Here is a 13,476-nt window from a genome sequence, read left to right as displayed (position 1 = left end):
CAAAACATAATACTGAAAACCTAATTTTTAGATTTTTGAAAAAATAATTTATTAAATCCTTAAAAATAATAGCATTATTTACTAATGCGACAAAAAAGACACTCAGTCTTAGCATTTTAAACTCATAACCCAACAAGATTTGCATTTTTTAATTATATTACTTTCTTTAACTCTTAATTCACTCTTTTATGAAAAAAATTACTTCTAAAAATTTATCAAAAAAATTAGCCAACTATGGTGCTTTATCACTCGCTATTGGTGGCTTAACAGATGTAAGTGGTCAAATTATTTACACAGATGTAGATCCTGATTTCACTGGAGGTGTCACAATTAACTACGGATTAGATCTTGATAACGACGGAACTGTTGACTTTAATATACTTGCTGGTGCAACATATTCTTCTGGTAATTTTGTTCAAATTAGTAACGCTTCAATTTCTTCAAATTCAATTTTAGGATCACAACCATCTTTTGTTTACCCTTTTGCTTTGGATAATGGAGCTGCTATAAGCTCTGCACAGACATCATTTTACAGTGTAGGTACATTAAACTATGGTAGTTGCTATGGTGGTGTTGGAGGAAGTAATTGGTGCGGTGTAACTGATAAATATTTAGGTCTACGTTTTCAAATTGCAGGAAACACACATTACGGTTGGGCAAAATTAGACGTAAGCGCATCTGGTGATAGTTTTACAGTTAAAGAATATGCTTATAATGCAACTGCAGGTGAAGCTATTCAAGCAGGTCAAACCTTAAGTGTTGACCAGTTCGCTATAACAAAAGTTAGGATTGTGGGTTTAGATAACTCAATAGGATTATATAATTTGCCTGAAAACACAAATTATAATGTATATGATATTTCTGGAAAATCTATATTAAATGGCTCAATCAATGACCACAGCTATGTCATTGAAGCAAAAGGATTTTCACAAGGAGTTTATATTGTAGAGTTAGAAGATACGTTTACGAATTCAGTAATTCGCAAAAAAATAGTATTATAACATATAATAACCTTAATAAAAAAAACACTTCAATATTCTATTGAGGTGTTTTTTTTTTGCAATATAAATGGATGACTCTACATTTAAATCCCCCTCCTTAATTGTTGCTATTTTATAAAAAAACTGGACTTCTACAGAAACAAAATATTTCAAAATAGATAGGCTAATTCTGATGAGATAAAAAAGCTTACTATGCTATAATCGTTAGTAGTTATATCCTCAATAACAACTTAGTCAGTTTTCATTATTGAAATAAATTTTCAATTAAATTAAAATTCATAGAATAAACTACTTTATAAAGAATACATTCCTTAATTATATTTAAAAGTAATTCCACTTATTTATAAAATGGGAATTATAGAATTTTAACTTTTACTACTCAGAATAATTTGTAACTTTATCCCTACTAATTAAAAAAAATCAAAAACACATGAAAAAAATTACTTTATTATTATTAACATTATGCGTAAGCTTTATGAGCTATGCTCAATTCCCAGAAAGTTTTGATGGAGGCACCACAATACCCTCTGGTTGGGCTGTTTATGATAATGGTATTGGAACCACGCACTCTTGGACCGTAGATGACGTTAATGAGAACGTATCTGTAAGATGGTCCGAGATTCTTCCTGCTGGACAGATAGCAGAAGATTGGATTGTTACACCTCAAGTAGCCGTCACAGCAACTACAAACTTGTTGACATTTGAAATGACGGATTTTAATGCTCCTGATTATAACTCTCAAGTTACCGTTAGAATTTCTACGGATGCCAGCCAAACTAATACTTCGGCTTTTACTACTGTTTTAACAATAGATGAGTTAGATACCAATGGTGGTGGTTTCTTGCCTTGGTCTGTAGACTTATCTACTTATATAGGAAGTTCAGTTTATGTAGCATTTGTTATGGAGAATAATGATGGTGATGGTTGGGCACTTGATAATGTTGATTTTACAGTAGCACCTACTTGTGCTAATCCTGTTGCTACTTTTGATGCTTTCGCACAGTCAACTGTTGATATATCAATGACAACCGCTAACAATTATGACATAGAATGGGGTGTTTTTCCTTATACGCAAGGTGGGGGCGGAAGCACAGCTACAGTTACAGCTGATGACAGCTACCAATTAACGGGATTAATACCTGGGGCTTCTTATAACGTTTTTGTAAGACAAAATTGTGGTGGCGGAGATTACTCTGAATATATTGAATTAATTGTAGGCACAAGTCCATCTAATTCCATCCCTTTTAGCGAAGATCTAGAAGCAGAAGCTAACCAGGCTTTATTATTGAATCTTGGACTTTCCTTTGCAGGTAATGGTGATTGGAATTATAATGTAGATGACACTACTGATGGAGATACTACTAATGATTATGCATACGATGGAGTTGCATCAATATTCTCGAACAATACTACAACTACTGTAGATGCTGACGCTAGATTGTATGTAGGTCCTTTTAATCTATCAACATTAAATGAATATACTTTCTCGTTTTTTCAAAGAAATATAGCTACATCTTCTTTTACTAGACCAAATAAAGATATTGACATTACTATCTCAACTAGCAATGACGGTACTACTGACACTGTTATACTTTCATTAGATGATTTAGATAATATAACTTACACACAACGTATGGCAACTTTCACTCCAACAGTTGATGGAGAATATTATTTTGGTATTCATGATAAATCTAGTTTCTTAGCTACTGCTACTCAAGGAAACTCAGTTGTTGTTGATGCTTTTAGTGTAACAAGTGAATCTCTTAGCGTTACTGAATTTAATGCTAATACTTTTAAACATTTTTATAACAAAAATAGTCAATCTTTAATCATAGAATCTTCTAACTTGGCAATGACAAGCGTAGAAATCTATTCTTTATTAGGACAAAATATAATATCAAAATCATTATCTAATACAACTGAAACTATTGACGTTTCTTCATTAAGTACCGGAGTGTATTTAGCAAAAGTAAGTATTAATGGTAATACTGAAACAATCAAATTTGCGAAGAATTAAAAAACTTCTAAACTAAAAAAAGCGGCAATTGCCGCTTTTTTTTATGTCTAAAATCTAAATAATTTTTACTTTAACTCTTATTAGCCAACTGACCACAAGCAGCATCAATATCCTTTCCTCTACTTCGTCTTACGGTTACCGTAATATTATTAGCCTCAAGAACACTGACGTACATATCGATTGCTTTTGAATTGGCTTGTTGAAACTCACCATCGTCAATTGGGTTATATTCTATAAGGTTGACTTTACTTGGTGCGAATTTGCAAAACTCTACTAAAGCCTCAGCGTCCTTTCGCTTATCGTTGATACCATCCCATACCACATACTCATAAGTTATTCTATTCTTCGTTGCGGCATACCAATATTGAAGAGATTCTCTTAAGTCACTTAACGGAAATGTAGCATTAAATGGCATTATAGACGTACGAATCTCATCGATTGCAGAATGTAGTGAAACTGCTAACTTAAATTTCACATTATCGTCTGCCATCTTCTTAATCATTTTTGGCACTCCAGAGGTTGATACTACAATTCGTTTTGGCGACATTCCCAAACCTTCTGGTGATGTAATTTTATCGATTGCTTTAAGAACGTTATTATAATTCATTAAAGGCTCTCCCATTCCCATAAACACAATGTTACTCAAGGGTCTGTTGTGATATAATCGACTTTCGTTATCGATAGCGACAACTTGATCGTATATTTCATCTGGATTAAGATTTCGCATACGTTTTAAACGCGACGTTGCGCAAAACCTACAATCTAAACTACAACCTACTTGAGACGACACACAAGCCGTTGTTCTCGTCGCTGTAGGAATAAGTACAGATTCTACTATTAAATCATCGTGGAGTCTTACAGCGTTCTTAATAGTACCATCAGAGCTACGTTGCATCTGATCTACTTTTATATGGTTAATTACAAAATTAGCTTCTAACATTTGTCGTGTTTCTAAAGATACATTAGTCATATCCTCAAAACTATGTGCTGACTTTTGCCATAACCACTCATAAACCTGATTCCCTCTAAAAGCTTTATCTCCTTGTGACACAAAGAATTCTCTTAATTGGTCTTTGGTTAGTGCTCTTACGTCTTTTTTCTTAGTTTCCATATTTTGCAAAAGTAGTGAATGTATTATTAAAATTTAGGCTTCTCGTAAAGTCGCGATGCTGCAAAGATAAAAATCTCAATTCATATCGATTGAGAGTATCATATTTGGTTTGATGCGACAATTTAACATCGGATGGCGCGTTAAGGATAAATGCCAAATTAAACATGTAATGTTGTCGAAAATCGTTTCTTTTTAGCTTACTTTTCACAAAAAAATAGTACCGTAACACAGGCTATGCTAAGATTTTTTCGTTTCTATTAATCTAAAAATAATTCAATTTATTTCTACCAAAATACATATTCAACTTGGCTATAGTGGAAAGCCCACAGAAGTTTGGATCTTTTATCCAAATTGCGAGGACTTGCAGCGAACAGCCTGCCCCTTGGGTAACGCCAAAAATATTAAAAACAAAAAAAGCCTCAATGAAGAGACTTTTTTAAAACTTTATGATTTTTGAATGCTTAGATGATTAACATAGCATCTCCATAAGAGTAAAATCTATACTTCTCTTTTACGGCTTCTTCGTATGCTTTCTTCATAAAATCATGACCTGCAAAAGCTGATGTCATCATTAACAACGTCGATTTTGGTGTATGAAAATTAGTGATCATACAGTTAGCGATACTAAAATCATACGGAGGGAATATAAATTTATTGGTCCAACCTTCAAATTCATTTAATCTTCCGTTTGATGATACTGAACTTTCAATTGTACGCATTGATGTTGTACCTACAGCACACACACGCTTTTTATTTTCGATTGCATTATTTACAATGTCTGCTGCACTTTGTTTGATTACAATCTCTTCACTATCCATTTTGTGCTTAGACAAATCTTCAACCTCAACTGGGTTAAACGTACCTAAACCAACATGTAATGTTACTTCTGCTGTTTTAATTCCTTTAATCTCTAAACGTTTTAATAAATGCTTAGAAAAATGCAAACCTGCTGTTGGTGCTGCTACAGCTCCTTCATTTTTCGCATAAATAGTTTGGTAACGCTCTTCATCTTCTGGCTCTACCTCTCTATTAATATACTTTGGTAATGGTGTTTCACCAAGTTGCGTTAGTTTTGTTCTAAAGTCAGAATAAGATCCGTCATACAAGAAACGTAACGTTCTACCTCTAGATGTTGTATTGTCAATTACTTCAGCAACTAAAGTCTCATCGTCACCGAAATATAATTTATTACCAATTCTTATTTTACGAGCCGGATCTACCAATACATCCCAAAGACGTTGATCTTGGTTTAACTCACGTAATAAAAACACTTCGATACGTGCGCCTGTTTTTTCTTTATTACCAAATAAACGTGCCGGGAACACTTTGGTATCATTCATTATCATCACATCACCTTCATCAAAATAATCGATAATATCTTTGAATTGCTTGTGCTCGATAGTTTGTTTTGCTCTATCAAGAACCATCAATCTAGATTCGTCTCTGTGTTCTGCAGGACGTTCTGCTAATAATTCGTCTGGAAGGTCAAAATGGAAATGTGATAATTTCATGTATATTATTTTTTTTTCGAATTGCAAAGATACAATCTCAACATAGGCCTTGTCAAGTAAATAAGGGTTTATTTTAAATTGAACCCAATCGCTTTAAAATCTTCCCAAAATTGAGGGTATGATTTACTCACCACATCAGCGTTTTCGATAACAATTGGCACTTTTAAACCTAAAGGAGCAAAAGCCATCGCCATTCTATGATCATTATATGTTGCTATTGCTACGTTGCTATTGATTGTTTTTGACGGTTCTAAATGTAAAGAAAGGTCTGTAATGTGTACTTCGGCTCCTAATTTTTCTAATTCGATTTTAAGCGCTACTAAACGATCTGTTTCCTTAATTTTTAAGGTATGTAAACCTATCATAGAACATTTTAATCCTAGACCAAATGCTGTTACAGCTATGGTTTGTGCAATATCTGGAGCATTTTTTAAATCTAATTCGATAATAGATTTAATGTCAATATTTGAGGATTTTCGAAGTGTAATCGAATCATCTTCAAAAGTAGTGGTAACTCCAAATTTTTCATAAATATCAGCTAATACAGAATCCCCTTGCAAACTCTTGTTTTTATAGGCTCCGATAGTAATTTCTGTATCGACATCACTTAAAGCTATTAAACCATAAAAATAGGAGGCTGATGACCAATCCGATTCAACAGTTAGTGATTGAGGTTCTAGGTTTGCTGCATTAGGTTTTACTGAAATGGTGTTTTCTACAAAACTAGTTTCTATACCAATACTATTTAACAGACTCAAAGTCATATTAATATAAGGCACAGATGTTATTTTTCCTTTTAGCGTTAATTCTAATCCGTTTTCTAATTTAGACGCAATTAGCAATAATGCCGAAATATACTGACTGCTCACATTGGCTTCTAAAGTCACCTTATGCTCCGTTAATTCTTTACCTATTATTCGTAAAGGTGGAAAACCATCATTTTCTAAATACGTAATTTCTGCTCCTAACATTTTTAAAGCATCGACCAATATTTTAATTGGACGTTCTTTCATACGAGGTGATCCTGTAATTACAGTTTCTCTGCCACTTTGAATTGAAAAATAGGCCGTTAAAAAACGCATGGCCGTACCAGCATGATGGATATCAATCAGTTTTTCTTCTGAAACTAATGCTTTTTGCATCAGCACAGAATCATCTGAATTAGACACATTGTTGATACTAATTTGAGGATACAACGCCTGAAGGAGCAACAAGCGATTAGACTCACTTTTTGACCCCGTAATTTGAACCTTTTGTTGATTATGCAGTTTTGATTTTTGGATACTAATGTCCATAAGAAAGCTCTAAAATAAAATGAATGACAAAACTACTTTAATTTATCATTATTGTGATGTCTGTTGTGGTCTCGTTTTGCTTTTTTATCCATTTTTTTATCAAAAGCAGCCTGTAAGTCTATACCTGTTTGGTTTGCTAAACATAATACCACGAACATGACATCAGATAACTCTTCACCTAAATCTTTATTTTTGTCGCTTTCTTTTTCGCTTTGTTCCCCATAACGTCTGGCTATAATACGTGCTACTTCTCCAACCTCTTCGGTTAGCTGCGCCATATTTGTAAGTTCATTAAAATAACGTACACCGTGTTCATTAATCCAATCGTCAACTTCTTTTTGTGCGTTTTTAATATTCATATTTATACCTTAGTTAATACGATTTGTTCTGCTTGTTTCTCTACTATTTTGCTATAAAAGGCTTTAAAAGCCTTGTAATCTACCGGCAAAATTAAAGGATTAGCAATATCTAATTGCGCTTTTAATTGCAAATATTTTCCGTTTTGCTGAACAAGGTACGTAAATGTTACGTTAGCATCCTTAAACTCTAATGCTTCTGACTTAGGAAGTGATTCTACATCGTACCCTTCTGGAAGCATAATATTAACCATATATTTATCTGTATAAGGAATTACAAAATCGATTGGATACTCACGTTCTTCCAATTTAAAAGGATTTTCTTTCGTCGCTAAAAACAATAATGGAGAAAAATAGAGTTTATCACCAACCTCATCAATACCATCTGACAATTCGTACTCGTAACTCACTTTAATTGGTTGCGTTATATCTTTTGTGTTTTCTATATTTAATTCACTTATTTCAATATCACCTTTATCCTTTTCTAATGATTTTATATGATCTTCTTCTGTTAGGACCGCATATCTATTTCTATGAGAATAAGCCACGTAATCGGTAAGATGCTGTGCTACTTTTCCTGATACTGAAAAATCTTCATTAATTGTTACATTAAGCATTGAAGACTCTAATGATTTTTTATTTGGCTGAATAGAAATCCAACGCGATACTTTATTATCTTCAATCAATCGACCTTGCCAATTAAGTACACGTTGTGGCAATACATTATTAGTACTATATTCTTCAGTAGCATCTATTAATAAATACTCTTCCCCTTTTTGAACACTACAAATCACATAATTAAACCCTTCGCGTGTTGGAAATAGCGGAATACCATTGTTTCTTGTACTTATTAAAACCGGATTAGCATTAACACCTTGAGAACGCAACATGGAAACCACCATTAAATTTATATCCGCATCATTACCTTCGCCATCTTTATATGCTGATCTAATTCCATTTTGCGCATATTTACCATATCTGCCGTTCCATTTTACTTTAGATTTTACTAATTTTTCTACGGCTGCTGCTTTTTCAAAATCGTCTTCAATGCCATCTAATGCCGCTTCTAAATCGTCTTTATAAATGCTAAATCTAGATAATTGCCCTCCAAAATCTTCACTATCATAAATAGTTTTTGAAACTGACTCCCAAGTTGTAGAATATGTCTTATTAATAATTTTCATATTATTTAAAGTCGCCGTCAACTCCATTGCCATTTTACTTCTGTAATTATTAATACTACCAGCATACGCCTCAGATCTTATGGCCGGAATATTCTCCTCGTTGATATTAATAATATTAATTTTATAATCGAATGGCGTCCTCGTGTTTATATAAGTTTCATTTACATTAGGCGTAAATTTAGCCTGAAGATTCGTCTGCTTTTTATATATATAATACTCAGGTGTAGCAATTCTAACATCTAATTTATTAATAGGCACACTAAATTGAAAAATGATATCGTCTATACTAATTCGAGGAGATGTAACGGTATATTGATATTCAATTACAGTGCCTTCTTTGACGTTTGGTAAGGTGAATGAATTAATTTTGGTGAATTCGCTATAATCTTCTTCAAATTTACCATCACTTTTCAATTTATCCTTTTCAATCTTACCATCCACAAGATTATAGGAAAATCCTTTTAAGCCATTAACGGTTTCTCTTTGCCCTGTCCCTTGATATAGATAGATTTTTTTCGTTGCCCAATCAAAACCATCTTTGTTGTATATTTTTATACGTTCATGAACTTTACGCTGTTGCATAAACCCTTCATTTGAAGAGAAAAAGAAACTTATATCCTCGTTACGATATAATATAGCTGCCGAAGACGCAGAATCTTTTGGATGATACTTTTCTTGAAGTTCGGCATCTGAAATTTTACCGAAGTCATAATCCTGAGCACTTAAAAAGTTAAAACTTAAGACTATTACGAATGTAAGTAGTAGATTTTTCATTATTGAATTGATTATTAGGTTGAATTATGATATTGGAAATTATGAAGCTTTAATTAATACTATTTTGCTTTTATCGTGCTTTACAATTTGTTTTCTAAAGTCTCTAAATGCTTTATAATCTTCCTTTGGGTAGTTTCCTTTGAGTAAAATATACGTTCGTGTATATTTCAATTTATTATCATCTAATGTTTCTAACTTAAAACTATAACTTCCAAATTGGGTTTTAATTTCTTTAGAATCTGTCATGGCTTCAACCATTAAACCTTCTGGTAATTGAATAATAAATTCATCTACATCTTTAAAAGAGCGGTCTACTTTAAATTCTAATTTTCGATCTGTATATCTTGAAGGAATTGTGGTTACCGTATTAAACATATTAGGCTGAAAAATAAGTCTATCACCACTTTTTGAAGCGTAATTAGTTGCCGATAATTTTACGTTTTCACTAAGAAGAATACTTTCTTTATCATTTACAATATTGATATTTTCTATGGTAATGTTATTGATATTATCCCAATAGTCCTTGTAATGACTATGTTGATCGCGTTCTGTGTTATTTTCAATGCCTTCGTGAAGACTATACTGATACCCTGTCGTTTCAATACTTACATCTGCAGTAAAACCACCAGTAGCATCCATTATAACATTTGCATTTGTTTTTTGAACGCTTTCGTCTGCTTCATAAATTTTGGTTCGTACAATTTCACCTCCTTCTGGCTTAACCAACAACACAACTCTATCATCTGTAAAACCGGCTGAAAACCCAAAAGGATTTGTTTGACTCGTACACTCTAAGAAAATATTTTCATCGTTGTTAGGCACACACAGAATAGCATGATTCCCTTGAGCGGACGAAAATTCATCATCAATATCTAATATATTTCTACCACCAAACACCAAGGTATAGTAGGACGGCACATCTACAGCTTCCAACAATGCTTTTGTATAATTAGTTAAACCTTTACAGTCACCATAACCCAATTTATTTACATCGTCTGCCAACATTGGCTTCCAACCTCCAATACCAATTTGAACACTGATATATCGTGTTTTATCTTGCATGTATTTATAAACAAGTTTTGCGCGTTCTATTTTATCATCTACACCATTCGTTAATGCCTTTACATCATCGATAGCGGATTGCGGCAATATGTCTGTACCTGTTAACAACTCACCATAAACCCATTTTCCAAAATCTTGCCAATTGGTATTCACACCTTCAACACCGTTCATATTAAACTTAGTTAATGCAGGCTTTACACTTGGCGTAAATGTGACAAGAGACGGACTATAGGATTCGTAATGAACACCTGGTAAATTTTCTATTGTAAAATGATTTTCTGAAACCTCAACAACTTTATTATTTTCAATATTTTCCTTTTTGACTTTTAAGGGTATTCCAGAATTATTTTCAATCTTATATTCTGCATGTTGAATACCTAAAAAATAACCATTTACAGGTCTCCATTGTGGAATGAAAGCTGTGGTATTATGTTTTACTTCAGATATAAACTCAATAGTGTAAGGGTAACTTATTGGTGTATAATCGTAATATTTAATACGACTATCTGAATATAATGTACCTCCACTTACGGCACTATTATCGGTAAAGTCATTCTTTTTTATCTTCTTTATTTCTTCACCATAACTATCGTAAATTCTAGCCTCTATCGTTTTAATATTAGAGTTCTCGCTATAAAATTCTAAAGAATTGGCATGTTTATCTCCGTATTTATTATAAATAGTTACGACACGTTTGGTATGCACTACCATATCGTCAATGGCGTTAATTTCAATCCTCTGATTATCGTATCTGACAATGGCATTAACTTTAGTCATTAATTCTTGAGGAGCAAGCAATGCTATATAGGCGTCTTCAGTTTGAGAGAAGCTAGATATTGAAACAAAAAACAAGTAAGAAAAAAGACTAATATTGTTAGGTAGTGATTTGAGCATTAGATAGTTTTAACAGGTTTAGCTTTACAATATATAAAGGAAAAACAATATCCCAAACTATTTCTAATATAAATTTCTTACGTTTCTAAATTATTCGATGACCGTCCTATTTATTTCAAAATTTGATTGATTTTTTATAGACCCATAATTTATTATGAATCATTTTCGAAACATATTACACCATTTCAACTTAACGAAATGACAGATCTAAATTTAGAATTATATGCGTTATGAATTGCTCTTGAGTGTTACTCTTTATTCTTAGAGTCGATGATTATAGTAACCGGACCGTCATTGACCAGATACACTTTCATATCTGCACCAAACTCACCCGTTTGTATGGATTTACCCAATGTGGATTGAAGTGTCTTAATAAAGGCCTTATAAAGCGGAATTGCAATGTTTGGTTTCGCAGCTTTAATATAACTTGGTCGATTTCCTTTTTTGGTACTAGCGTGAAGTGTGAATTGACTTACCAAGATAACATCTCCTTCTGAAACTTTTAAGGAGATATTCATTACACCATCGTCATCGGGAAAAATACGAAGATTAGCTGTTTTATTACAAAGCCAATTGATGTCTTCTTGGCTATCATCATTTTCGATACCCAATAAAATTACAAGCCCTTTTTGAATTGTTGCAACCTTAGAATTATCTATAACAACTGAAGCTTCAGAAACTCTTTGTATTACTATTCTCATAACATGACGACTTAATTCGACTATTTACTGCAACTAAAAATTAATTATTAAACCTCGTCCCAATTATCTGTTCTATAATGCTCATCTTCACCTTCTAAAATTTGCACATAACTTTTATATCTTGAATAAGAAACCTCATTGGCTTCTAAAGCATCTTTAACGGCACATTTTGGCTCGTTGATGTGAATACAATTATTAAACTTACAATCTTGCTTTAACGCAAAAAACTCAGGAAAATAATCACCAACTTCTTCTTTTTCCATATCAACCACTCCAAATCCTTTAATTCCTGGAGTATCAATAATAACCGCATCGAAACTGAGGTCGAACATTTCTGCAAATGTTGTGGTATGCTGTCCTTGGCTATGTTGTGTAGAAATAACCTTTGTTTTTAAGTCTAAAGAAGGCTCAATGGCATTTACAAGCGTCGATTTACCAACACCAGAATGCCCAGCAAACATGCTTACTTTACCTTCCATTAAGGCTTTTACCTTGTCTATATTCTTTCCTGTGGTTGCAGAAATACCAATACATTCGTAACCTATAGCTCTATAAACACTAGCGAGATATTTCACCTCTAGCAACGTCTCTTCACTATACGTATCTACTTTATTAAAAAGTAGCACTGTTTTAATAGAATAGGCTTCGGCAGTCACTAAAAACCGATCGATAAACGTGGTAAATGTTGGAGGATTATCAATAGTCACTAATAAAAATACCTGATCGATATTAGACGCAATGATATGCGTTAGCTTAGAAAGGTTTACCGACTTACGAACAATGTAGTTTTTACGTTCTTCAATGCGGTGAATTACACCAGTTTCTGTGTTGTTCTTAGTTTCTAGCTCAAACTCTACTTTATCGCCAACAGCAATTGGGTTGGTACTTTTAATACCAGCCAATCTAAAACGGCCTTTAATTCTACATTCATAGAATTTACCATTTAGGGTTTTTACAGTGTACCAACTGCCTGTAGATTTATATACTGTTCCTGTCATGTTTTTTATAGTATAACAAAGAAACGATTTTAAACTAAAAAAGTACTTAATTTACAGTCATAAAACTTAAAACATTTATCATGAAAAAAAAATTACTTATTATCGGATTACTTATTGCTGGGTTTATTTCCTTCTCTTTTATGAAGGAAGAAAGGCCAGTTACAGAAATTGAATACAAAGTAATTACTAGCATTGAATCTATCGTATCTAGTGGCTTAGGACGTTCACGATTAATATCATCTAATGCTAACGTAGATTACGAAGAATTTACTTCTGAGCAAACAGAAGACAACAACAGTAGAAATAAATCTAAAAGAAAAGATATACGTGTAAAGGATTTTGAAGAAACCAAGTTATTAAACTTCTATAATATTGGTGGTATTCGTTTTCAAAATATAGTTTCAAATGATGCTCTTGTTAGTTCTAAACTTACGAATATGGCAAAAGAAGGTTGGGAGCTTATGTTTATAAACAGTGCTGTAGAAAGCGACAGTGGTAAAGATGATGGCCAAGGTATTTTTGTAACCCGATATACATTTAAACGTGTAAAATAGATATATACTTAAAAAAGG

Annotated in this window: 11 protein-coding genes; 3 read left to right on the top strand and 8 right to left on the bottom strand. The window is 32.8% G+C overall.

All coding sequences use genetic code 11. The features are described from left to right. Window positions 1-188: 188 nt before the first annotated feature. A complete protein-coding gene (locus BLT80_RS17415) occupies window positions 189-1,001 on the top strand; it encodes a T9SS type A sorting domain-containing protein (RefSeq protein ID WP_092470370.1) in 813 nt (270 codons plus the stop codon). Window positions 1,002-1,431: 430 nt separating this feature from the next. Beyond that, window positions 1,432-3,018 carry a T9SS-dependent choice-of-anchor J family protein gene (locus tag BLT80_RS17410; protein ID WP_092470368.1) on the top strand — a complete coding sequence of 529 codons (1,587 nt, stop codon included), beginning with the start codon at window positions 1,432-1,434 and terminating at the stop codon, window positions 3,016-3,018. 70 nt (window positions 3,019-3,088) lie between these two features. Here the strand turns inward: BLT80_RS17410 and rlmN are convergent, their stop codons facing one another. From rlmN to rsgA, 8 genes are all read right to left on the bottom strand, one after another. Continuing rightward, window positions 3,089-4,129: a dual-specificity RNA methyltransferase RlmN gene (gene rlmN, locus BLT80_RS17405; RefSeq protein WP_092470366.1), complete on the bottom strand. Its 1,041-nt coding sequence runs from the start codon at window positions 4,127-4,129 to the stop codon at window positions 3,089-3,091. 461 nt (window positions 4,130-4,590) lie between these two features. Beyond that, entirely contained in the window at window positions 4,591-5,640 is a 1,050-nt protein-coding gene (gene queA, locus BLT80_RS17400; RefSeq protein WP_092470364.1) for a tRNA preQ1(34) S-adenosylmethionine ribosyltransferase-isomerase QueA, read from the bottom strand. Window positions 5,641-5,708: 68 nt separating this feature from the next. Continuing rightward, the gene (locus BLT80_RS17395) at window positions 5,709-6,935 is read right to left on the bottom strand and encodes a 3-phosphoshikimate 1-carboxyvinyltransferase (RefSeq protein WP_092470362.1); all 1,227 of its coding nucleotides are present in this window, start codon (window positions 6,933-6,935) and stop codon (window positions 5,709-5,711) included. A 32-nt stretch (window positions 6,936-6,967) separates the two neighbouring features. Next, window positions 6,968-7,294 carry a nucleotide pyrophosphohydrolase gene (locus BLT80_RS17390; protein ID WP_092470360.1) on the bottom strand — a complete coding sequence of 109 codons (327 nt, stop codon included), beginning with the start codon at window positions 7,292-7,294 and terminating at the stop codon, window positions 6,968-6,970. Window positions 7,295-7,296: 2 nt separating this feature from the next. Next, entirely contained in the window at window positions 7,297-9,249 is a 1,953-nt protein-coding gene (locus BLT80_RS17385) for a transglutaminase domain-containing protein (RefSeq protein WP_092470358.1), read from the bottom strand. A 39-nt stretch (window positions 9,250-9,288) separates the two neighbouring features. Then, window positions 9,289-11,205 (bottom strand): DUF3857 domain-containing protein, encoded by a 1,917-nt coding sequence (locus BLT80_RS17380; protein ID WP_092470356.1) that lies wholly within the window; start codon window positions 11,203-11,205, stop codon window positions 9,289-9,291. A 248-nt stretch (window positions 11,206-11,453) separates the two neighbouring features. Continuing rightward, window positions 11,454-11,906, bottom strand: coding sequence for a D-aminoacyl-tRNA deacylase (dtd, locus tag BLT80_RS17375; protein ID WP_092470354.1), 453 nt, complete (start codon window positions 11,904-11,906; stop codon window positions 11,454-11,456). Between the two features lie 47 nt (window positions 11,907-11,953). Further along, a complete protein-coding gene (gene rsgA / locus BLT80_RS17370; protein ID WP_092470352.1) occupies window positions 11,954-12,904 on the bottom strand; it encodes a ribosome small subunit-dependent GTPase A in 951 nt (316 codons plus the stop codon). Window positions 12,905-13,044: 140 nt separating this feature from the next. Between rsgA and BLT80_RS17365 the strand changes: the two genes are divergently transcribed. After that, window positions 13,045-13,458: a hypothetical protein gene (locus tag BLT80_RS17365; protein WP_245710295.1), complete on the top strand. Its 414-nt coding sequence runs from the start codon at window positions 13,045-13,047 to the stop codon at window positions 13,456-13,458. Window positions 13,459-13,476 lie beyond the last annotated feature (18 nt).

The organism is Winogradskyella thalassocola, from assembly GCF_900099995.1.
In the GTDB taxonomy this organism is placed as follows: domain Bacteria; phylum Bacteroidota; class Bacteroidia; order Flavobacteriales; family Flavobacteriaceae; genus Winogradskyella; species Winogradskyella thalassocola.
Note: the sequence above shows the minus strand (reverse complement) of the source record. Positions and strands in the feature narration are given on the sequence as shown.

Excerpts from the sequence above, each read along its gene's own strand:
- BLT80_RS17385 (WP_092470358.1), bottom strand. The coding sequence starts at position 9,249 with ATGAAAAATCTACTACTTACATTCGTAATAGTCTTAAGTTTTAACTTT.
- rlmN (WP_092470366.1), bottom strand. The coding sequence starts at position 4,129 with ATGGAAACTAAGAAAAAAGACGTAAGAGCACTAACCAAAGACCAATTA.
- BLT80_RS17365 (WP_245710295.1), top strand. The coding sequence starts at position 13,045 with ATGAAGGAAGAAAGGCCAGTTACAGAAATTGAATACAAAGTAATTACT.
- BLT80_RS17390 (WP_092470360.1), bottom strand. The coding sequence starts at position 7,294 with ATGAATATTAAAAACGCACAAAAAGAAGTTGACGATTGGATTAATGAA.
- BLT80_RS17415 (WP_092470370.1), top strand. The coding sequence starts at position 189 with ATGAAAAAAATTACTTCTAAAAATTTATCAAAAAAATTAGCCAACTAT.
- dtd (WP_092470354.1), bottom strand. The coding sequence starts at position 11,906 with ATGAGAATAGTAATACAAAGAGTTTCTGAAGCTTCAGTTGTTATAGAT.
- BLT80_RS17380 (WP_092470356.1), bottom strand. The coding sequence starts at position 11,205 with ATGCTCAAATCACTACCTAACAATATTAGTCTTTTTTCTTACTTGTTT.
- BLT80_RS17395 (WP_092470362.1), bottom strand. The coding sequence starts at position 6,935 with ATGGACATTAGTATCCAAAAATCAAAACTGCATAATCAACAAAAGGTT.
- queA (WP_092470364.1), bottom strand. The coding sequence starts at position 5,640 with ATGAAATTATCACATTTCCATTTTGACCTTCCAGACGAATTATTAGCA.
- rsgA (WP_092470352.1), bottom strand. The coding sequence starts at position 12,904 with ATGACAGGAACAGTATATAAATCTACAGGCAGTTGGTACACTGTAAAA.
- BLT80_RS17410 (WP_092470368.1), top strand. The coding sequence starts at position 1,432 with ATGAAAAAAATTACTTTATTATTATTAACATTATGCGTAAGCTTTATG.